At 68.5% G+C, this 20,909-nt stretch carries 21 protein-coding genes and 1 pseudogene; 8 read left to right on the top strand and 14 right to left on the bottom strand.

The annotated features are described in order from the left end of the window. Window positions 1-15: 15 nt before the first annotated feature. Window positions 16-564: a hypothetical protein gene (locus QUE79_RS12260; protein WP_286343362.1), complete on the bottom strand. Its 549-nt coding sequence runs from the start codon at window positions 562-564 to the stop codon at window positions 16-18. Window positions 565-918: 354 nt separating this feature from the next. Next, window positions 919-4,398, bottom strand: a complete 3,480-nt coding sequence (locus QUE79_RS12255) for a TM0106 family RecB-like putative nuclease (RefSeq protein WP_286343361.1) — start codon at window positions 4,396-4,398, stop codon at window positions 919-921. Window positions 4,399-4,421: 23 nt separating this feature from the next. Here QUE79_RS12255 and QUE79_RS12250 point away from each other — a divergent pair, with 23 nt between their 5' ends. Continuing rightward, entirely contained in the window at window positions 4,422-4,910 is a 489-nt protein-coding gene (locus QUE79_RS12250; protein WP_286343360.1) for a hypothetical protein, read from the top strand. Window positions 4,911-4,976: 66 nt separating this feature from the next. Here QUE79_RS12250 and QUE79_RS12245 read toward each other — a convergent pair whose 3' ends face one another. The 3 genes from QUE79_RS12245 to QUE79_RS12235 all read right to left on the bottom strand — a co-directional run bounded on the left by QUE79_RS12245 (window position 4,977) and on the right by QUE79_RS12235 (window position 8,388). Beyond that, window positions 4,977-5,693 (bottom strand): hypothetical protein, encoded by a 717-nt coding sequence (locus QUE79_RS12245; protein WP_286343359.1) that lies wholly within the window; start codon window positions 5,691-5,693, stop codon window positions 4,977-4,979. A 188-nt stretch (window positions 5,694-5,881) separates the two neighbouring features. Continuing rightward, window positions 5,882-6,976: a type I restriction endonuclease gene (locus QUE79_RS12240; protein ID WP_286343358.1), complete on the bottom strand. Its 1,095-nt coding sequence runs from the start codon at window positions 6,974-6,976 to the stop codon at window positions 5,882-5,884. Window positions 6,977-7,125: 149 nt separating this feature from the next. After that, window positions 7,126-8,388 (bottom strand): FAD-dependent oxidoreductase, encoded by a 1,263-nt coding sequence (locus tag QUE79_RS12235; protein ID WP_286343357.1) that lies wholly within the window; start codon window positions 8,386-8,388, stop codon window positions 7,126-7,128. A 27-nt stretch (window positions 8,389-8,415) separates the two neighbouring features. Between QUE79_RS12235 and QUE79_RS12230 the strand changes: the two genes are divergently transcribed. Next, complete coding sequence (locus QUE79_RS12230) at window positions 8,416-8,892, top strand: MarR family winged helix-turn-helix transcriptional regulator (protein WP_286343356.1); 477 nt, start codon at window positions 8,416-8,418, stop codon at window positions 8,890-8,892. A 220-nt stretch (window positions 8,893-9,112) separates the two neighbouring features. Here the strand turns inward: QUE79_RS12230 and QUE79_RS12225 are convergent, their stop codons facing one another. Then, complete coding sequence (locus tag QUE79_RS12225) at window positions 9,113-9,439, bottom strand: hypothetical protein (RefSeq protein WP_286343355.1); 327 nt, start codon at window positions 9,437-9,439, stop codon at window positions 9,113-9,115. Window positions 9,440-9,789: 350 nt separating this feature from the next. Here QUE79_RS12225 and QUE79_RS12220 point away from each other — a divergent pair, with 350 nt between their 5' ends. Beyond that, window positions 9,790-10,050: a hypothetical protein gene (locus QUE79_RS12220; protein WP_286343354.1), complete on the top strand. Its 261-nt coding sequence runs from the start codon at window positions 9,790-9,792 to the stop codon at window positions 10,048-10,050. A 309-nt stretch (window positions 10,051-10,359) separates the two neighbouring features. Here QUE79_RS12220 and QUE79_RS12215 read toward each other — a convergent pair whose 3' ends face one another. Both QUE79_RS12215 and QUE79_RS12210 read right to left on the bottom strand, forming a co-directional pair. Further along, a complete protein-coding gene (locus tag QUE79_RS12215) occupies window positions 10,360-11,079 on the bottom strand; it encodes a MerR family transcriptional regulator (protein WP_286343353.1) in 720 nt (239 codons plus the stop codon). 31 nt (window positions 11,080-11,110) lie between these two features. After that, complete coding sequence (locus tag QUE79_RS12210; RefSeq protein WP_286343352.1) at window positions 11,111-11,311, bottom strand: DUF4177 domain-containing protein; 201 nt, start codon at window positions 11,309-11,311, stop codon at window positions 11,111-11,113. Window positions 11,312-11,450: 139 nt separating this feature from the next. Between QUE79_RS12210 and QUE79_RS12205 the strand changes: the two genes are divergently transcribed. Continuing rightward, window positions 11,451-11,912 (top strand): hypothetical protein, encoded by a 462-nt coding sequence (locus QUE79_RS12205; protein ID WP_286343351.1) that lies wholly within the window; start codon window positions 11,451-11,453, stop codon window positions 11,910-11,912. A gap of 166 nt (window positions 11,913-12,078) precedes the next feature. Here QUE79_RS12205 and QUE79_RS12200 read toward each other — a convergent pair whose 3' ends face one another. Both QUE79_RS12200 and QUE79_RS12195 read right to left on the bottom strand, forming a co-directional pair. Further along, window positions 12,079-12,468, bottom strand: coding sequence for a hypothetical protein (locus QUE79_RS12200; protein ID WP_286343350.1), 390 nt, complete (start codon window positions 12,466-12,468; stop codon window positions 12,079-12,081). Window positions 12,469-12,506: 38 nt separating this feature from the next. Beyond that, window positions 12,507-13,277 (bottom strand): CGNR zinc finger domain-containing protein, encoded by a 771-nt coding sequence (locus tag QUE79_RS12195; protein ID WP_350271535.1) that lies wholly within the window; start codon window positions 13,275-13,277, stop codon window positions 12,507-12,509. Window positions 13,278-13,314: 37 nt separating this feature from the next. On the opposite strand from QUE79_RS12195, the gene QUE79_RS12190 reads away from it, so the two are divergent. From QUE79_RS12190 to QUE79_RS12175, 4 genes are all read left to right on the top strand, one after another. Continuing rightward, on the top strand, window positions 13,315-14,310 hold the full coding sequence (locus QUE79_RS12190) for an EamA family transporter (protein ID WP_286343349.1): 996 nt from the start codon (window positions 13,315-13,317) through the stop codon (window positions 14,308-14,310). 108 nt (window positions 14,311-14,418) lie between these two features. After that, a complete protein-coding gene (locus QUE79_RS12185; RefSeq protein ID WP_286343348.1) occupies window positions 14,419-14,667 on the top strand; it encodes a winged helix-turn-helix domain-containing protein in 249 nt (82 codons plus the stop codon). Continuing rightward, complete coding sequence (locus QUE79_RS12180; RefSeq protein WP_350271699.1) at window positions 14,664-15,554, top strand: LacI family DNA-binding transcriptional regulator; 891 nt, start codon at window positions 14,664-14,666, stop codon at window positions 15,552-15,554. Before QUE79_RS12185 ends, QUE79_RS12180 begins: the two co-directional genes overlap by 4 nt. A gap of 105 nt (window positions 15,555-15,659) precedes the next feature. Then, window positions 15,660-17,195, top strand: coding sequence for a glycoside hydrolase family 76 protein (locus tag QUE79_RS12175; protein WP_286343347.1), 1,536 nt, complete (start codon window positions 15,660-15,662; stop codon window positions 17,193-17,195). Between the two features lie 37 nt (window positions 17,196-17,232). On the opposite strand, the gene QUE79_RS12170 is transcribed toward QUE79_RS12175, so the two are convergent. The 4 genes and pseudogenes from QUE79_RS12170 to QUE79_RS12155 form a co-directional block, all read right to left on the bottom strand. Then, window positions 17,233-18,084 carry an alpha/beta hydrolase family protein gene (locus QUE79_RS12170; RefSeq protein WP_286343346.1) on the bottom strand — a complete coding sequence of 284 codons (852 nt, stop codon included), beginning with the start codon at window positions 18,082-18,084 and terminating at the stop codon, window positions 17,233-17,235. Continuing rightward, a complete protein-coding gene (locus QUE79_RS12165; protein WP_286343345.1) occupies window positions 18,081-18,524 on the bottom strand; it encodes a hypothetical protein in 444 nt (147 codons plus the stop codon). Before QUE79_RS12165 ends, QUE79_RS12170 begins: the two co-directional genes overlap by 4 nt. Next, window positions 18,521-19,045 carry a TolB family protein gene (locus tag QUE79_RS12160; RefSeq protein WP_286343344.1) on the bottom strand — a complete coding sequence of 175 codons (525 nt, stop codon included), beginning with the start codon at window positions 19,043-19,045 and terminating at the stop codon, window positions 18,521-18,523. Before QUE79_RS12160 ends, QUE79_RS12165 begins: the two co-directional genes overlap by 4 nt. Before the next feature lie 76 nt (window positions 19,046-19,121). After that, window positions 19,122-20,908: pseudogene (locus QUE79_RS12155) on the bottom strand (N-acetylglutaminylglutamine amidotransferase). Window position 20,909: the final 1 nt, after the last annotated feature.

The raw sequence follows: 20,909 nt of genomic DNA, 5'->3' as shown, positions 1-20,909 counted from the left end.
GACGACGCGGACGGCTCAGCTGATCCAGGGGTCGCGACCACGAGCGAACCAGTAGGTCAGGCCGACGAACACTTGGCCGAGGGCGGAGATCGTCTCCCAGACGGTGAGCAGGATCAGGGAGTCGGAGCGGGAGGTCAGAAGGCCGACTCCGACGGAGATCGCGATTGCGACGAAGAGACTCCAGCGGGCTGGACCCCACGCGATCCTGCGTGCTGCGATGAAGGCGGCCGCGACCACCCCGAACACGAAGGTCAGTGCGAGAAACAGGGTCGACAGCAGGACCGCGTAGAAATTCGAGGTCGCGGGCGGGAGGACGTACTTGTAGGCGAGGTATGCGGCCTGCGAGATCACCCAGCAGAGTCCGTAGGCACGAAGGGCGAAGCGGCCTCCGGGTGACGTGCCGACGATGCCGTAGTGCGCGAGCGCGAAGGCTGCGACCGCGAACAGCACGATCGATGCGCCGAAGAGCACCAGGAAGAGGACGAACACTTCCAGCGGGGCGCCGGGCCCGAGCACGACGTACTCGATCCAGGTGGCAACGGCCAGCAGGATCGCGCCCACCACGACCGGCCCTCCGCCGGCGCGCTGCCAGGAGTTTCGGTGTGCGGAGCCCGGTACCCGCAGCGGCCCGGTTTCGTGACGCCCCGAGGGCTCTGGGTGGTTCGGGCGCGGCTGTGCGTCGTCGTGGGGCACTGCAAGTCTCCGGATCTTCGGGTGCGGGCCCTGATCGTTCCGGAGTTTAGGGGACCGCCGGCGGCGGTGTCTTCCCCTTGACTTCCGTGGTGGCGTGCGCGGTGGGTCGTGGGTTTGCGCTCGGGGCCCGACTAGCGCCCGGCCGATCGTCGTCTGGTCGCCGGCAGGCGGCAAGCCGACGCGGAACGGGCGCCGGCCGCGGCGCACGCAATCGGCCGAACCGCGTCACATCACCGCGACGCCGGCGTCTCCGGCGCTCTCGAACCCGTCGGCCCCCACTAGCCCGATGAACCCGCTCAGCAACCCGAGCCCCGCGACCGACGTCGGCATCCCTGTGACGAGGGCCGGCGAGTAGACGAGGTACGCCGCCCACTTCGCGCGCGACAGAGCCACGTTCAGCCGGTTCGGCATCAGGAGGAAGTCGAGCCCGCGCGGGATGTCGGCGCCCGACGACGCGGCCAGTGACACGATCGCGACGACGGCTTCGCGGCCTTGGAACTTGTCGACGGTGCCGACCGTGGTTCCGGTGAGCCCGGCGTCGTCGAGCCCGGCCCGGATCAGGTCGGCTTGCGCGTTGTAGGGAGCTACGACGATGACGTCGTCGTCTGTCAGGGGGCGCGAGCCGTTTTCGTCGGTCCACTGGCGACCGATCATCGACACCGCGAGAGCCACGACACGTTCGGCTTCGAGAACCGACGATGTGGTGTTGCCCGTGTGCACGACGGGCACCGGGTGAAGCCCGGGTTCGACGTCGGTCAGGGTGCGAGATGCCGCCTGGGATTCCAGGGCTCCGGCGTACGAAAGGCGCGACACGGGCTGCGTCAGGGCGGGGTGCATGCGCCACGTCCGCGAGAGGAAGTAGCCGAACTCTGCCGGCAGGACGTCGTGGCCGGCGGCCAGCCAGCCGAGTGCCGATTCGTCGACGGGCTCGGGGTGGATGCCCTGGCTCACCTGGGGCAGTTGCTGCGGGTCGCCGAGCAGCAGCAGGCGGGACGCTGCGACCGACGACGCGATGGTCGAGGCGAGCGAGAACTGGCCCGCCTCGTCGATCACGAGCAGGTCGAGCCCCAGCCTGTCGATCCGGTCCGCGTTGGCGAACAGCCAGGCTGTGCCGCCGATCACACGGCCACCCGGCTCGGAGAGGAAGCCGCGGATCTGGTCGTTCTTCATCACGGTCCACTCGACCACGGCGGTGTCGTCCGGCGAGGCGTCGGCAGCGGGTACCTTTCCGACGCGCGACGCGGGCACTCCCGTGGCGATGACGGCGTCGAGCACGTTCTCCACCACCGCGTGCGACTGCCCGACGACGCCGACCTTCCACCCGTGGTCGGTGACGAGGCGCGCGATCACGTGTGAACCGACGTAGGTCTTGCCGGTGCCGGGAGGGCCCTGTACGGCCAGATACGAGCGATCAAGGCCCAGCAGAGTGGTGACGACCGCGCCGATCGTGTCGGTGCCCTCGACGGGCATGACTCCTCCGCGCGGTGGCTCGCGTCGCAGCAGATCGAACGCTGCGTCAGGCTTGATCGTGGGCCGGACGTCGATGATTCCGCGACCCCACTCGGAGATCGCCTCCGGCTGCGGCTTCGCGAACGGCGGCGGCGGCGGTGTCAGCGCCACGGGCAGTTCGGAGGAGGCGTCGGCTTCGTCGCCGACCCGTTCACGAATGACCAGCGACTCGCCGAGGTCGTCGACCTCCACCAGCGTCACGGCCACGGCTGAGCGAGAGAAACGATTCAGCTGTCGTGCTGCCGCAGGCGCGGGCGGCTCGTAGAGGGCGAACGGCCCCGCGTTCTTGCTCACGCGGAGGCGGCTCCCGGGGGCGAGCTGGCCGTAGAGACGCACTTCTCGCGACCACGTTCTCGCCTTCGGCAGCTTCGACCAGTCGCGCAGGACCTCGCCGCTCTCGACGACGAAGACACCACGAGTGTCGGCCCATTCGTCGAGCGGTGCCGTCAGCCGGTCGAAGTGTTCTTGCCAGAAGGACTTGTTCTCGCGGCGGTGGTAGTCGATGGCGGCGGCTCCGAGGGCGAGCGCCGTCTGCTCGGAGGTTCTCTCGGCAGGATCGAGACCGGCCACGAGAGCAGACATCTCGACGGATACCGGGTCGGGCTCGTTCAGCACGAGCTCTTCGGGCACGGGTGGTTCTGGTCGCTCTCGGGAGGACGGCGGCAGGAGCGCCAGCAGCCAGTCGCGGAGCCGCAGTGTCGACAGGCAGTCGTACTCGTTGTACTCGGCGACCTGGTCGAGTTGCCGCTGCCCTTCGGCGGGGTCGCCGTTGCGCAACTCGGTGATCGCTTCGACGTACGCATCGATGCTCGCGGCGGCCGTCTTGACGTCGCTCTCGCGCGCGACGGACCCCATGTACAGCGGCTCGAGCTTCTTCAGCGAGTAGCTGTGCGAGCCGATGATCAGCGCGTTGCGCACGATCGGGTAGAGGTCGACCAGCACGTGGTCGCGCAGGAGGTCGTCGACCTGCTCCTCGCCGAGAGCATGCCGCGCGGCCAGGGAGAGCAGGTGCGTGCGCTCGTACGCCGCGTAGTGATAGACGTGCATGTCGGGGTAGGCCGCGCGCCGTGCGGCCAGATACGCCAGGAAGTCGCGGAGAGCGACTCGCTCCTCGGCGAAGTCGTGTGCCCAGAACGCCACGAATGTCGAGTCGGACTCGACCAGCCCGAAGAGGTAGTCGAGCCCCCACTCGCGTTTCTCGCCCGGCGCCGGATCGCCCTCCGTATAGAGCGGATCGCCTTCGAAGTCGAAGAAGATGTCTCCGGCGTCCGGAGCCGGGATCGCGAAGAGCGCCTCCCGGTCGACGACCTCGACCAACGGGAGTTCGCCGCTGCCGACCTGGACGCGCGCCTGAGCGCGAAGCTTCGCCAGAGTCGAGGAACTCAGCCCGGCGACCGGCCCGGCCGACGACGCGAGTTCATCGATCGTGGTGATCTGAGCCTCCTGCAGCTTCGCCCTCTGCTCGAGCCGCATGCCCGCGACGAGCACGAGGTCGCGGTGAGCCTCGACCTGTTCGGTGCAGGCCGTGCAGCGGCCGCACGCCAGGAATCGCGGGTCGCCCCAGGGCACCGGTGACGGCGCGAGGAGCCGGTCGGCGAGCACCGCCCGCAGCCGCGCCAGCTGCACACGGTAGACGGGAAGGAGGTCGCTGAGGGCGTGCGAGCTCACGGTGTTGTCGCCCAGCACGAGGTGCACCCGGTCGCCGACGGGGATGCCAAGGGCGGCGATCTGCTCCGCGTACCCCGCGAGCTGCAGCAGGGCCGGGATCTTCGCGTGCCGCGCGAGCTTGGTGTCGTAGACCTCGTAGTCGCCGGCATCGTTCAGGATCAAGAAGTCGGAGAAGCCGAGGAACCACCCGTCGAAGAACGTGGCCTGGTACAGCACGGGCACTCGAGCCAGCATGGCGTCGCGGGCGGCGGCTGCAGCCGTCGCGTACTCTGCCGGAGCCGGTCGGTCGGCGAACTCGAGGATGTTCGCTGTGCCGTACCGCTCGCGGAGCTGGTTGAGGTAGCGCACTTCGTGGGCGATGCCCAACGCGGCAGTGCGATCGAGCATCGCATCGGGCACGTCTTTCGCCCTCTCGATCCTGCCCAGCTTTGCATCGAGCCGCCGGAGGAAAGCCCACTCGCAGGCCGCCCACGTGCTCAGATCGGACGGGCTGGTGACGACGTGGTCGCCCTCGGCATCGACGTACAAGTGCTCCCCCAGTGGTTCGTGGCGTGCAGACGACGTTAGCGGTGGCCTCTGACAGTGAGGGCGGCTGGTTGTCGCGTTCGGGGCGGCTAAAATATCTGAACGACATTCTGAACCACCTAGACTTGAGGGATGGCTCCGTCCTCGTCGTCGTCACCTTCTTCGACTGCTGCCCGGTCGCGTCCGGCGCGCCGGCGACGCGCGGCGTGGAGGAGTGCGTGTCAGTCTCTGCTGGGAGCCGCGGTGCTGACTCCCTCCTGCTCGTCGACAGCATGCTGGGGGTACTCGTCATCGTCTGGATGACCGGCGTTCCATTGACGATTCCGTTCCTCCTGGAGACGACCCCCGTCGATTCGAGCCCGGGCGGCGGCGTCGAATTCGAAGGCGGCCCAGGTTGCGCGCCGGTGGCGATTCTCGTGGCCGTGGCCATCACGATCCTGTTCTATCGCCTGGATCGCCGGGGCGTTCGCTCGGCCACGCGCGAACCCCAGCTCGCGTCTCACGTGGCGGGATAAATCGACACCTTGCAACTGCGCCTGCTCAAGCCGGCGGCCCGATTTGTGCCGCCTGCTGGTGGCGCCCTACTCGACGACGTCGAACCCGAAGTAGCCGCACGCCTCCATGACGAACTGCGCCGGGAAGTGCGTACTGACCGCAGCCCACGCGCGGGCACCGTCGAGACCGAGGTCGTTGACCGCGTCGGGGTCGAGTTCGTCGTCTTCGGTGTCGGTCGGCAACAGGAAGGTGGCGATGTAGCCGCCGTCGATGTTCTCGTTGTCACCGAAGGGCATCGAGACCGTGAAGCCGTGGGCGATGTCGTCCTCGATGCGCTCGGCCGTCAGCTCGATGTGAGACTGTAGGCGTCGCGCCAGGTCGACGGTCGAGCCGATCCAGCGTTCGACCTCCGTCGCCTGTTCGTCGGTCCACTTCAATTCGGCAGCAGCGTCTGCGAAGCCGTCGAGGGCGACCGGCCCGTCTCCGGACCACGACGCGGTGATGTCGTTCTCGGACGACTCGACGGAGGGCGTGACGATGAGCTCCGACGGGGCTCCGCCGAACTCGTAGGCGAGCAGCAGGTTCAGATCGGGCAGAGCCGAGTCGAGCAGGTCGGACGTCGGCTCGACATTGCCGGGAACGACGAAACTGACCTCGAACTCGGCTCCGACAACCACATCCTGGACGGCGCCGAGGGGCGACTTGCCCTCAGCGTCGACCCAGTCGACGTCGTCGTGGTCGTACGTGAGGACGCCGTGCGGGCGTTGGTCGGAAAAGATCCAGGGGAGGTCGGCGAGGGTCACGGGGTAAGTCTGGCACTTTGCGCCGGATCGCCCCTCCCGAGCGGCATCGCAAGAACGGCGATCAGCGCTCCAAGAGTGAACACTGCTTTGTGACCTCGGTCGGTCCTGGGCTCGGCGTTGAAAGTAGTCCGCTACGGGGAACGGTGACGACTCCAGTCCCGAGCCGCTGAAGATCTTCCAATCGGGCTTCAGGCGTAGCTGCGAATGGATGCCCGGATGTTATCTGCATGTTGGTAGATCTCGTCGAGCGAATCGATCGCATGGCGCGTTTCGTTCTTGTCCGCATCGAAGAGCCCAAGGTACTTCGTGGATTTACCGTTGAAATGCAAGCGCGCGATCGGCTTCCGGTTGTTGTCATCGAGAAGGATTGCGAAATACGATTTCGAGTCTCGTTGGGCCACGCGCTCAGGCTTCACCTCGCTGCACGCGATTGCCTTCACGATCTGGTACCCCATGAGTTCTTCGGCCGTTGTGACGATTTCCGTGTCCCGGTCAAGATCGTCCGCGGCCGCCTCATGGCTGCTCACCGACTTCGCCTCGATCTCACTCGTGGTCGAAGCAAAACCCGGAGTACCCAAGGCCGTCTTCAGTCGGTCATTCACCTGATCATTCAGGAATTGCTTCGATGCCTTTGTAACCAGCCCGGTGAATTGCTCCCGGACCTTCATGGTGATTGACCCCTCATACACTCGCGAGGTGAAGAGGCGGATGAAGTCATCTGCCGGTTCGCGAAACTCGGCTGCGATTGCCCGCTTGAGTGATCCCACGTACTTCAGTTCTTCGGCCTCGTTGATGACCGAGTCGAGATCAAAAACTTCCTTGCTCAGCTTCTGCAGTGACGGAATCAGGGAATCGTCGATGTCGCCTAGATCAAGCACGAGGAATGGCTTGGCATCCATGCGATTCGGCGCATCAAGATCGGTATAGAACTCATACACTTCACCGTTTGTCAGGACTGCGATGCGCGCATTGGTCACGGCGAAGTAGCGGAACAACTGCGAAGCGTGTTCGATCTTCAGAGGCTCTGTCGACTTCTTGCATTCGATTAATATCTGAACTTCGCCGCCGCGCATGATGGCGTAGTCGATTTTCTCGCCCTTTTTGACCCCGACATCCGCGGTGAACTCGGGCACAACCTCGAGAGGATTGAAGACGTCGTATCCGAGAATCGACGAAATGAACGGCATCACGAAAGCATTTTTCGTCGCCTCCTCGGTCACGATTGCCTCACGCTGATTGCGTACTTTTGTCGCAATGGCATTGAGACGTTCTTCGAACTCCATCGTTCGCCCCCACTCATTCGTTGTTATCTGAACCTAAGGCAGGGATCCAACCTGGCACCACCTTGAGCCTCGCTTGTGGCTACCCCCACTTTTGGGCCACCTGCACTCGGCCCGTCGAACATCAGTGGTCATCGCGCGCACGTCCGACGTCAAAAAGCGACGCGCTCCTCGAACTCCACATGACTCCCCTGCAACCACATCATCGACGCCCCACCGTCCCGCGACGCTCGCCGAAAAATCACCGGCAACATCGCATCCCTGATGACACGCCCGACCGGCCCCGCAGCCTTGTCGTTCGCCGACCGGTGCCCGTGCGCGACGATCTTTTCCGTCCGGCCGCGCCGCAGCTCCTCGTACCGCGCGAGCGCCACCGGCAGCCCGGAAACCCCACCCGGAACATCCCGCAGACACCGAGCCAACGTCACCGCATCCTCCAGCGCCATCGACGCGCCCTGTCCAGCCGACGGCGCGACCGCGTGCGCAGCGTCGCCGAGCAGCACCATCCGGCCTCCGTCGTGCCAGTGCGCAACGGTCGGCAGGTCGTACGTCGCCCAGGCTTCGACGGGCCCCGGAGCCGCGTCGATGATCTCGTGCGCAGGACCGTGATCCTGCCCGATCAGCTCGTGTAGCAAAGCTCGCCACGAAGCGTCGTCGATGGCCTCGAGCGCACCGCGTTCCGGCTCATGACGCCGCGGCGGGTTCGCGAACCAGACCGTGCCGCCGTCGGGCGTGGGCATCCACGCGAAGAAGCATCGCGTGCCGAACTGCATCCGGAACTCCTTCTCGGGAACATCGACCGTCAACCCGGGAATGAACCCACCCGTGTTGAGCACCGGCACGTACCGCGGAATGGCCGCGTGCGGATCGATGAGTGTCCGCACCTTCGACCACACGCCGTCGGCCCCGACCAGGAGGTCGCCGCGCGCTTCCGACCCATCGTCGAAAACAGCGCAAACCCCCGCAGGATCAAGTCGAGCCGTCTCGAATTTGCGCCCGTAGTGCATCGTGACTCCGCGCTCCTCAGCCAGCGTGCGGAGACCTCGCGCGAGTGCATCCCGAGACAGCATCCGCGACGTGAGCCCGTCCGGACGTCGCGCCGCCATCGGCAGCTGCCCGAGACTGCGGCCCTTGCCGTTGACGAAGGACATCGTGTCGACCTCGTACCCAGCGTCTTCGAGGGGGCCCGCGGCGTCGATGGAACGGAGCGCGTCCATCCCGTTCGCCTGGAAGTTGAGCCACGAGCCGCGCTCTTCCGCCTCCGCTTCTCGCGCCTCGAAGACCTCCGACTCGATGCCGGCCCGCTGCAGGGCGAGGGCCAGGATCGGTCCGCCCACTCCCCCACCGATGATGATGACTTTCACTGTGTCGCTCCCGCTTCTCGCCATATGTGGTTTATCTTGAAAATCAAGCAAGTTCGATCCTGCGGGAAGGTGTCTTGATTGTCAAGAGAAACGGGTGAAGCTGTTGCTGCATTCGGCGAGGCGCTGCGTCGCTACCAGGCGTCGGTCGACGACTTCGATCGTGAGGTCGCTCGCGCTCTGGGGATCAATCAGACGGACGCACGGTGCGTCGAGCTGCTGATGTTCGACTTCGCTTCCGGTGCGACGCCGGCGGAGTTGGGCGCTGCTCTTGGGCTGACGAGCGGAAGCGTCACCACGATGGTTGATCGGCTGGTTGCTGCTGGGCACGCGCTGCGCAGGCCACATCCGGAGGATGGGCGGAAAGTCGTTGTCGTTGCAACGGAGTCGTTGCGGGCGACGGCCTGGGAGTTGCATCGGCCGTTGGTGGAGCGCGGCGGGGAGTTGTTGGGTCGGTATTCGGTGGCGGAGCTGGGAACGATGACGGATTTTTTCGTGCGGGCGGAGGCGTTGCAGAAACAGGAGCAGGCTCGGCTCAGGCGGAGCAAATCCCCGTAGGGCAGTCGCCGAAGTGCGACGACACATCTCGTCCCCGAACGCGAGCCAGGAAAGATTTGGCTCGCCGCAGCACCGCGTGGCGAAGATAACGGTACCTACACGAGTGTTGTAACTGCCTGCGCCGAGCAGATTCACGTGCCAGTTCGTCAGGACGGATGACGAGGGAATGACGCGGACGAACAGAGACAGAGACTCGCAGAGCAACCGGCGTCGCGAGCACCTAGTGCTCGAACCCCACCCGATCCGGCACCACGAACGGCAATCCCGGCAACCACTCGCGCGGCGCCGTCCAGCCCGGAGCCTGCGGCAGCTGCCGCAGCAACCGCCGCACGGCCCCGGGCGCAGACGGCTGCGGAACGACCCGCCGCGGCGCATGCGAACCCAGCGCCCCGAACCACCAGTGTCTCCAGGTGCCCTCGATCGACTCGGGGTCGAGCACGACGTAGTAGTCGGGCATGACGCGCTCCCCCGCCGCGAAAGCGGAGAGCGCCAGCGACACCTCGAGTTCGAGGGTGCCCAGGCTGGCGCGATCGTCGTAGAACTCCACCCAGGCGCTCGCGACGTGGCCGAGGGGTCGGCGTCGTGCACGACGTACGGCGCGTGCGAGGCGCTGATGCGCTTCGTGCCGTCGGCGTCGGCCTCGCCGAGCTTCAGGGCGTCGACCCCGCGCAGCGCGCTCAGACCCGTGATGACTTCGGCGGATCCCTCGCCGACAACGGCCACGATCGTTGCATTCTGGACTGCCATAGCCCACTGTACGGCTGCCGCCCAGCCGCGAACCAGAGGCTCGCTCGCCTCTTCCATCGGGCGGAGTGCAGGATCAGCGGACCAAACCTTCACGAGGAATGCTCCGAATATCCTGTGATCACCTCAGCCGCACAGAAGGATCTGGGACCCATGAGCATCGTCGCCTTCCCCACAGCTCCGCGGAACGCCGCCGTCCTGCCGAGCGCCACTCCGGCGCCGGCGCAGCGAGAAGCCCGCATCCTGGCGGACCTCATCACCGCCGAGGTCGCCGCCGAAACCGAGAGCCGCCGCCTTCGCCGCGCGGCCGAGCGTCACCGCGAGCGCATCGTGACCGGCATCACCGTGGCCGCGTGCAGCGTGGCCGGGGTGACCGCAGTCGGTTTCGCCCAGCTTCTGCTCGTCGCGCGCTGACGAGCGCCCGGCCTGCCAGCGCTGCGACGGCAGTTTCGCGCGGGCACCCGGTCGTGCCTGAGCCGTGTCGGCGGGTACCAGGGGCAGTCGGCGGGTGCGCGCGCACCCGCCCACAGCCGCACGAACCCGCCCACACCGCCACCCGGCACGCGCCACCACCCGGCACGCGCCACCACCCGGCACGCGCCGCCATCCGGCACGCGTCGGGGGCGCCCGCAGCCATCGGCGGGTCGGCGCCGACCCGCCCACGGCCGCACGAACCCGCCCACACCGGCGGGCCCGCCCGCGGCGGTGCGAGCCCGCACACCGTCAGCCCTCACCCCGCCTCACCAGCAACGACAACCGCAGGAGGACGTCGAGCTGCGCCGCGTTGTACAGCTCGCCCAGCGACCGACCGAGCACGTCCCCGTGCCGCGAGCCGTTGGCTGCCAGCGCGGCCGGCTCGGCGATCCACCCGTAGTTCCGCGTGAGACGTTCGACCTGCGGCGCCCACCGCTCGGCGAGCTGCTGCCGCGTGGCCTCGTCCGCCTCGGCCGGAAGCCGCTCGAAGGCGACATCCTCGGCGGTGCGCTCGTGATCCTGCAGCATCGCCCGGAGGGCTTCCTTGGCGGCCGGAGTCAGCACGCGCGACGACACGAGCAGGAACGCGCGGTCGGCGTCGCCGAGTTCGGCGCCCGCGACGCTCCACGGGTGAGGAAGGTCGGGAGCTCCGCCCTGCTCGACGAGGGCGGAGAGTTCCGCCCGCACGCGGTCGAGCCGGTCGACCGTAGCGGCGAGCTCGGTCTCGACGACGCGCAGTTCCTCGACGGGTGAGGCGTCGACGGCCATGAGGTCGGCCACGCGGGCCAGTGGGATCCCGAGGTCGACGAGCCGCCGGACGCGCAGCAGCCGCACGAGGTCGCGAGCGCCGTACTGCTTGTAGCCGTTGGCGGCGCGGACGGGCTCGTCGAGCAGGCCGATCGAGTGATAGTGCCGGACGGCCTTCACGGTGGTTCCGGCCAGGTCGGCGAGCTGGCGGGTGCTCCACATGCCGGTCACCATCGGGGACGGCCGCGCAGGATCACGCCCCGGCCGGCCGCGGACGCTTGAGGAGCACGCCGATGTCGATGGACTGGCCGTTGCCGAAGCTCGGGGTGACGGTGTCGAACGCCTCCCAGCCGTCTTTGCCGAGGTCGTTCAACTGCTGCTCGATGGCGGGATAGTCGAAGCCCTTCATCGTGAGCTTCTGCTTGAGGATCTGGTACTCCCAGGTCGTGGTCACGCGATGATCTCCTCCTGCCGATGCGCTGTCGCGCGAGGTGCGCGATGCCGATCAGGCTCACCAAGCATTACAAACCGTGCCCCTGGGGCACAGTCAAGTTCTTGACCGTGCCCCAGGGGCACACGGTCGACTGGGCGTCATGATCGAGAATCTGCAGCACTTCACCCAGGCCTTCCCCGAGTGGCTCCAGTGGCTCGCGGTCGCGCTCGTCGCCATGATCCCGTTCGTGGAGTCGTACACGGGAACCCTCATCGGCGTCGCCATCGGACTGCACCCCGCCGTGGCGGTCACCGCGGCCATCTCCGGGAACGCCGTCGCGATGATCCTGATCGTCCTGCTGACCCAGCGGATCCGGAACCGAGCCCGCCGGAACGCCGCCGAAGAGCCCGCGAGGCCGGGCCGCGTGCGCCGCATGGTCGACCGGTTCGGCGTGCCCGGCGTCGCCCTGCTCGGCCACCCGACGCAGTTCTCGTCGGCAGCGATGATCGGCTTCGGGATCCCGTGCGCGAGGGTCATCACCTGGGAGCTGATCTCGATGGTGACCTGGGGTGTTCTCATCGCCGTGCTCAGCGGTCTCGGGCTGAGCGCGCTCAGCGCCTGACCGGCACGCTGAGCACGCTCGACGCCCGACCGGCACGGCGAGACGCTCCGCCTCGCCGCGCACCGCGCACCGCGCGCCACCCACTGCGCGCCGCGCGCCACCCACTGCGCGCCGCGCGCCACCCACCCCGCACTGCGCATCGCCCGCGACCCGCCGCGACCGAGCCTCAGCCGAAAACAGGCGACGGCGCCGGAATCCGGACCGGAGCCTTCGGGCGCGACACGGCGGCGAGGTGCCTCCTGACGCCCTTCCAGATCTTCTTCATCCGGCCGTTGAACCAGTCGTCGTCGTCTTTGTGGTTCTTGAGTTCCATGTACGAGAGGTAGATCGCGAACAGCAGGCTCACGAACGCGAACGACTGCCCTTGCATCAGGCCGAAGACGCCCTGCACGGCGAAGCCGATGTTGACGGTCCAGCTGAGGATGCGGCGCTGGGTCATGGCGACGTAGCGCTCCCGCGACCCCCGGACGGCTCGTCGAGCGCGCACGCTGACACCCGTCTCCGCCACGATCACGACGAAGAGCACCATCGACACGCTGTAACTGACGGCTTCCATTGGGTCCTTCGTGCACCGGGCTGACGCCCCGCGCTCCTCTATTGTCTTCCCGGAGTCTGTGCGTGCGCCACTGATTTCCGGTCGACACCCGCACGGCCAGCCCCCGCACCGTCAGCGCCCGCACCGTCGCCGCTCGCACGGCCAGCGCCCACACCATCGACACCCACACCGCCGGCGCCCGCACCGTCGACACCCACACCGCCAGCGCCCGCCCCGTCGCCGCCCGCACGGCCAGCGCCCACACCGCCAGCCCCCGCACCGTCGCCGCCACCCCGCGACCGGAACGCGACCATGTTCATCCGGTTGCCGCACCGCACGCTGCAGAACCGCTTCGATCCGTTCCGCGACAGGTCGACGAAGACGCCGTCGCAGTCGGGCGCGGCGCAGAGCCGCATCCGCCCCTGCTCGTCGGAGCGGAGCACGTCGACGAGGGCGAGCCCGATCTCGGCCCGGACGCGCTCGTCGAGCGGAGCCTGAGGTTCGGTCGCGTGCAGGTGCCAGTCGTACGCGCCGTGACGGACCAGCTGCGGGAGCGCCTTGGCGTCCTGCAACATGCCGTTGACGGCGGCCACGGCCGAGTCGCGGTCCATCGAGAAGATCGACCGCAGCAGGTCGCGGGTGTCGCGGACGGCTGCGAGCTCCTGCTCGTCGCGATCGAACCGGCCCGTGTACGAGTAGGCGTCGAGGAGGGCCGTGAGAGAGGCAGGATCGGGGAGCTCGTCGACCCCGGATCGGCTCGCTCCGGCGACGGTGTTGGCCAGGGCGACGGCGAACGCCAGCGCCTCGTCAGTGTCAGGGGCAAAATGCAAATTGACTCCTTACTCATGACGAGGTTATCGTCAGTCCATGAAGACCACCAGCCCCCGTTCCGGCACGTCGGCCGGGCTCGTCATCGCCGTCGTCGCAGCGTTCAGCTTCGGCATGTCGGGGGCCTTCATCAAGCCGCTCCTCGAGGCGGGCTGGAGCCCCGCCGCCGCGGTCACCGTGCGGGCCCTCGTCGGCGGGATCGTGCTGACGCCGGCCGCGGTGATCCTGCTCCGCGGGCGCTGGGCGTCGCTCTGGCGCGCGAAGTGGCGGGTGCTGCTGATGGCGCTGATCGGCGTCGCCGGCACCCAGTTGGCGTACTTCTCGGCCATCGAGCACATCCCGGTGAGCACCGCGATCCTGCTCGAGTACATGGCGCCCGTCCTGCTCGTCGGTCTCACCTGGGTGACAACGCGCAAGGTCCCCCAGGTCGTGGTCATCGTCGGCACCGTCGTCGCCGTGGCCGGGCTGGTTCTCGTGGTCGGCCCTGCCGCCGGCGGCCACCTCGACCCGATCGGCCTCGTCTTCGGCGTCATCGCCATGGTCGGCTGCGCCATCTACTACGTGGTCGCCGCCGACTCGAGCGGCGATCTTCCTCCGGTCGCGCTGGCGGCCGCCGGCCTCGTTCTCGGCGGGATCGCGCTCGGCGTCGTCGGGCTGACCGGCCTGGTGCCGTTCACCGTCTCGACGGCACCGACCGTGCTCTTCGGCTCGACCGTGGCCTGGTGGATCCCGATGCTGATCGTCGGCGTGGTCGCCACGGCGGTCGCGTACTCGACCAACATCACGGCGAGCGAGATGCTCGGCTCGCGGCTGGCGTCCTTCACCGGTCTGCTCGAGGTCGTCGCCGCAACCCTGTACGCCTGGATCCTGCTCGGCGAAGACCTGTCGTTCGCCCAGCTCGTCGGCGGTGCGCTGATCCTCGGCGGGATCGCCTTCGTTCGGTCGGCGCGAGAGCCCGCCGACGCTCTCCTGCCGATCGGGCCCACGGCACCCGCAATCGATCCGACGCCGACGGCGCCCCTCACGCGCGTCTGACGCGCGACCGGCCGGTGTCGGGGTCGCATTCCGCCGGCGCTCGGAATCCGGCTGCGCGCCGCCGCCGGGATTGAATATGCTTATTCGATCCGCGCGAGAGGAACGCCGATGCTCTACCGCCAGGTGTACGACGCTCTCCGTGACGAGATCCGCGCGGGTCTGCCCGCCGTCGGCGAGCGCCTGCCGTCCGAGGTCGAGCTGACGGAGCGCTTCGACGTCAGCGTGATCACCGTCAAGCACGCGCTCGACCTCCTGCGCCGGGAGGGCTACATCACCCGGCGCCCGCGCGTGGGGACCCTCGTCGTCAGCGCGGATCCTGCCCCTCGGGGTCGCCCGCCCCCGGCGGCGCCACCCTGATCGGCTGCGTCGTCACCAGTTTCGACGACACCTTCGGCACGCGGGTGCTGGAGGGGCTCCTCGACGAGGCCGGCGCCGACACGCACGTCGTCGTCAAGGCGTCGAACGGGAGCGTCGAGCGCGAGAACGAGCTGATCCGCGCGCTCGTCGAGGCGGGGATCGCGGGGCTGATCCTGCTTCCGAGCACGACGCGGTTCCTGCCGCCCGCCGCTCTCGAACTGGTCATGCGCGAGTTCCCCGTCGTCGTGCTCGACCGGAGTTACGCCGACGTGCCGGTGTCGGCCGTCTTCTCCGACAACGCGGCCTCGGCCCAGCGCGCCACGGAGTATCTCGTCGACCTCGGGCACACGCGCCTCGGGTTCGTGGCCTCGGCCAGCGAGGTGTCGACGACGTCGGAGCGCCACGGCGGCTACGTCCGCGCCCACGCGGTGCGGCACGTCCCGCTCGATGCCGCGCGGCAGCTCACCGACCTCACCTCGACGCTGCCCGGCTCGGTGGCGCCGCGGGCGGAGGTCGAAGCGGAGATCGACCGGCTGACCGGGTTCGTGCGGGCGGATCCTGCGACCACCGGCTACCTGGTCACCGAGTACAACCTCGCCGTCATGCTCCGCGAGGCGTGCTTGCGCGCCGGCCTCTCGGTTCCCGACGACGTATCGATCGTGTGCTTCGACCACCCGACGGCGTTCTCCGACCGCGAGTTGTTCCGCTTCACGCATGTCGAGCAGGATCAGCCGGAGCTCGGCCGCCGAGCGGTGCAGCGGCTGCTCGAGCAGATCGGCGGAGGTACCGGCACCGCCGTGGCGAAGATCGAGGTGCCGTCGGCGTTCGTCCTGGCGGAGTCGACCGCGCCTGCGCGTCGGCTGGCGCGACACCCGGATGAGGGGTAAGCATATTCATATGGTTTTCATCGCTTGAAAGCCATTTGATTATGTTTATTTGCGCCTGCGTGGTCACGCAGGCGTGTCACTCAACGCCGAGTTAGGGACAACCCCATGAAACGATCACGCCTCGTCGCCGGCCTCGCCGCGACGGCCACGCTCACCGCAGGCCTCGTCGGAGTCAGCGCCTTCGGGACCACCACGAAGGCCAGCGCCCTCTCCCCCAGGCAGGCCGACACCTCGTACAACTCGTTCATCAAGCAGTACTGGGATCCGCAGGCGCAGTACTTCTACACGTACAGCGACCACAAGATCCATCCCGAGCACGCGTTCGGCCCGCAGGGCGGCCTCTACTCGGACTACTGGTGGGAGGCGCAGAACTGGCAGATGGTCATGGACAAGTACGAGCGCTCGCACGACCCGGCCAGCCGCAAGATGATCGACGCCGTGTTCGACGGGTGGCAGAAGGCCTACCCCGACTTCCGCAAGAACGACTTCAACGACGACATGGGCTGGTGGGCCCAGGGCAGCATCCGGGCCTATCAGCTCACCGGGGAGAAGCGGTTCCTGACCGAGGCCGAGACGATCTTCGGCTACATTTCGCAGTTCGAGGACACCACGTACGGCGGCGGCATCTGGTGGCAGAACATCAACGTCGGCAACGGCGACCTCAACCAGAAGAACGTCGCCACCAACGGCCCGGCGATCGCGACAGCCGTCAACCTCTACAAGGCCACCGGCGACAAGAAATACCTCGACACGGCCAAGCGCCTCTTCGCGTGGCTCGACAAGACCTTCAACGTGAACGGACACCTCGGGGACGACATCCTCGGCACCAACACCCTGCGCAACTTCGACTTCACCTACAACCAGGGCGACTTCGCCGATGCCGCGACGCAGCTCTACGTCGTGACGCACGACTCGACCTACCTCAAGAAGGCCCGCCAGGCCGTCGACTGGTCGGCCGCCAACCTCACCGAATCAGGGACCTACCTCGACGAGGGCAACAACGACACCGGCGCCTTCAAGGCCATCCTGACCCGGAGCATCCGCAACCTCATCGACGACGCCCACCAGCGGCAGTACGAGCGCCTCCTGACACTCAACGGCTCGCAGGCGGCGAACCACCTCGACGCCTCCGGGATCGCGGGCACCGACTGGCAGTCGCCCGCCCCGTCGATCACCACGACCCCGCAGCAGAGCGTCGCGGCTGCAGGATCGGTGGCCATCCAGGAGCAGGCCCGCCCCGACTACCGGTCGAGCGCGGTCACGGGCACGGGCGTCTACGAGGCGGAGAACGCCGGCCGCGTGGGCGTGGCGAACTCGTCGACGCTCCCCGGGTACACCGGCCGCGGCTACGTCTCGGGGTGGGGTGAGGCCTCGAGCGTCACCTTCCCGACGAACGTCGCGCGCCCCGGACTCCACCGCCTCGCGATCCGCTACGCGGCCCCGGCAGGATCCGCGACCCGCCAGCTCGTGGTGAACGGCAAGCCCGCTGCGACGCTCACCCTCCCGAAGTCGACCGGCTGGCGCACGACGTCCGTCTGGGTGAAGCTGCCCTACGGCTCGAACGCCGTGGAGCTTCTGCTCTCGGCGGCTTCCGGCGGCGCGGGCGACGTCGACCTCGACAGCGTGACGCTGGCACCGTAGGGCGGCGCCGGCCGTTCTGCTGCGGCGGCGTGTTCGGCTACACCCCGAGCGACGCCCGCGTGAAAGAGACCAGGCGCGCGATGAGCTTCCGACGCGAAGCGAGGCGGCGGTACTCGTGGCCTTCGCCGTCGAGCTCGAGGTACTCGACGGGGGCACCGCGCGACGTCAGCGCCTCGACGATCTGGTGCGCTTCGCCGATCGGGACGTTGGTGTCGAGCTCGCCGTGCACCACCAGCAGCGGCACCCGGATCGACGACGCCGAACCGAGCGGCGACAGCGCCGCGAGCAGCTCGGCGTCGTCGACGGGGTGGCCGTACTTCGTCGTGGCGGCGGCGGCGATCCAGGGCTCGGTGTCGCGGTAGAAGGTTCCGAGGTCGCTCATGCCGCAGATGTCGATGCCGCAGGCGAAGACGTCGGGGCTGAAGGCGAGCGCCGCCAGGGTGGCGTAGCCGCCGTAGGAGCGTCCGGTCACGGCGATACGGGCAGGATCGGCGACGCCGGTCGAGACGAGGAACCGCGCGCAGTCGACGACGTCGTCGTGCGCCGCCCAGCGCTTCTCGAGGTCGTCGGCGTGCACGAACTCCTTGCCGAAGCCGGACGAGCCGCGGATGTTGGGGGCGAACACGGTGATGCCCGCCGCAACCAGCGCCTGGTGCTGCGGCGAGAATGTCGGGCGCTCCTGCGACTCCGGGCCGCCGTGGAGGTGCACGAGCGCAGGCCCCGCGGACGAGCCGGCGCTCCCGACGGCGCGGCCCGAACCGGCGCCGCCGCCGGCGGAGCCCGAACCGGCACGGTAGAGCCACCCCGTCACATCCAGGCCGTCACGCGCGGCGAACGTCTCGAGCGTCGGCTCGACCAGGCCCTCGGGCAGCGACGGCACGGCGGTCACCCGCGACCACGAGCGCGACACGGTGTCGAGCCGCCAGAGTTCGCGGGCCTGGCGGGGCCTTCCACGGTCAGCAGGACGCTTCGTCCGTCGCGCGAGATCACCGGGTTGGTGACGACGAATCCCGGTACTCCCTCGACCTCGGACCGGACGCCGGACGCGGTGTCGAGAAGTTCCACGGAGCTCCGGCCCGCCACGTTCCAGACGAGCAGCAGCAGTCGCCCGGCGTCGTCGGCGTCCAGCGCTTCGAGCTCGGCGTCGTCTCGGCCCGCGAGCACCCGGGAGGTGCCGCGCCAGCCGTGCGGACCGATCGGCATCGCGACCAGCGAGCGCCTGGCGAGACCCGCCTCCGTCGACAGGTAGGCGATCAGCGGGCTCGACTCGCTCTCCGGCGAGGGGCGGATCAGGGCGGTCTCCGCGGATCCCGCCCACGGTTCGGTCAAGAGGGGTGGTCGTCATCGGTGAGTCGATCGACGACGACCACGAACTCGCGGCCGCGGCCGCCGTCGCGGAGCACGACGAGGCGCTCCTCCACCGACACGTCGAGAATGTGGATCAGCTCGCCGACCGCGAGGTCGTCGCGTGAGCCGGTCTCCGGGTCGACGAGGTAGGCGCGGGCGGGCTGCTCCGGCTCGGTCGACGGAAGTGTCACGACGACCCGGTGCCCGGAACGCGACCAGGGCCCCAGCTCGGCGTGCTGGTCTCGTGATCCTGCGATTCTCTGCGCGTCGCTGCCGTCGGGCCGGACCACCCAGACCTGCTGCCGCACGCCGCCGTCCGTGGCGACCGCGACGGCCAGCCAGGCGCTGTCGGCCGACCACGAGACGCTGATGACCGGATCGTCGCTCACGGGGATGCGCGTGGGAACGGGAGGCGCAGCGTCGACGACGACGTCTTGCACGAACACCTCGGGCGTGCCGAACCGGTCGCTGACGAAAGCGACGCGGCGGGCGTTGCGGGTCATCGTCGGACCCCACGAGCCCCAGGCTCCGACCAGGTCGTCGACGAGGGGGACGTCTCGACGGACGAGGGGGCCGAACTCACGACGAGACTCCCTGCGCCTGCAGCCACAGCTCGAGCGTGGCGAGCTGCCAGAGCGCGTTGGAGCCGAGCGTGGTCCGGGCGTCGTTGGGGTTCGCGAGCATCGATTCCACGGTAGCGGGGTGGAACAGCCCGCGCTCTCGGGCCGCAGGATCGAGCAGGGCGTCACGCACCTTCTGCAGGTACGGCCCCTCGAGCTGCCGGATGGCCGGCACCGGGAAGTACCCCTTCGTGCGATCGATCACGGCGTCGGGGACGATGCCGCGCGACGCCCGCTTCAGCACGCCCTTGCCGCCGTCGTCGAGCTTGAGCGCCGGGGGATCCGGCCGGCCAGTTCGACGAACTCGTGGTCGAGGAACGGCACCCGCGCCTCGAGCCCCCAGGCCATCGTCATGTTGTCGACGCGCTTGACCGGGTCGTCGGTCAGCATGATCGTCGTGTCGAGGCGCAGGGCCGCGTCGACCGCGGTGTCGGCGCCCGGCTGGGCGAAGTGAGCCGTCACGAACGCCGACGGCACGTCGTCGTCGGCCAGCCACTCGGGCCGCAGCAGTCGCGGCATCTCTCGCCAGCGGCGGTCGAAGAACACGTCGGCGTAGGCCGCGGCAGCACGGTTCCGCGGCACGGAGGCCAGCGGCGGGTACCAGTCGTAGCCGCCGAGCACCTCGTCGGCCCCCTGACCCGACTGCACGACCTTGACCGACTGCGACACCTCCTGGCTCAGCAGGTAGAACGCCACGCAGTCGTGGCTGACCATCGGCTCGCTCATCGCGGCGATGGCTCCGTCGATGCCGGGCAGCAGCCGGTCGGACGAGATGGGGATGCGGTGGTGATCCGTCGCGAACTCACGGGCGACGATCGACGAGTACTCGAACTCGTCACCCGACTCTCCACCGGCCGAGTCGAACCCGATGCTGAAGGTCGCGAGATCCTGCTGACCCGCTTCGGCGAGCAGGGCCACGACGAGGCTCGAGTCGATGCCACCCGACAGCAGCACGCCCACGGGCACGTCGGCGACCATGCGCCGCTTGACCGCGGTGCGGAGACTGTCGAGGACGGCGTCCTGCCAGTCTTCCGGGGTCAGGGAGGCGAGTGCAGGATCCCGAGAGAACGACGGCTCCCAGTACGTCTCGTCGCGCGCGGCCCCGTCGGGCTCGACCACGCGGACGGTCGCCGGAGCAAGCTTCTTGACGCCGCTGAGGATCGTCCGGGGCGCCGGCACCACCGAGTGGAAGGTCATGTACTCGGCGAGGGCGTCGCGGTCGATCGACGTGTCGACACCGCCTCCGGCCAGCAGAGCCGGGAGGGTCGAGGCGAACCGGAGGCGCGAGGCGTTCTGCGTGTAATAGAGGGGCTTGATGCCGAGCCGGTCGCGGGCGAGGATCAGCCGGCCCGTGCGATGCTCCCAGATCGCGATGGCGAACATGCCGAGCAGGTGGTCGACGAATCGCAGACCCCACTCGGCGTAGGCCTTCAGGATCACCTCGGTGTCGGACGACGAGAAGAAGTGGTGACCCGCGGCGCGCAGCTCGTCACGGAGCCCCTGGTAGTTGTAGATCATGCCGTTGTAGGCGATCGTCAGCCCCAGTTCGGCGTCGACCATCGGCTGGGCGCCGGCCGGGCTCAGATCGATGATCGAGAGACGGCGGTGGGCGAGCCCCACCGGACCCCTGGTCCAGAGTCCGTCGCCGTCGGGGCCCCGGTGCACCTGGCAGCCCGACATCTTCGCGAGGTCGGCCGCGTCGGCGGCACGGCCGTCGAATCGGAGTTCGCCTGCGAGTCCGCACATG

Origin of the sequence: Frondihabitans sucicola, assembly GCF_030296615.1 — a bacterium.
GTDB lineage: Bacteria > Actinomycetota > Actinomycetes > Actinomycetales > Microbacteriaceae > Frondihabitans > Frondihabitans sucicola.
The sequence above is the reverse complement of the archived record's forward strand: the minus strand, read 5'-3'. Positions and strand labels throughout refer to the sequence as shown.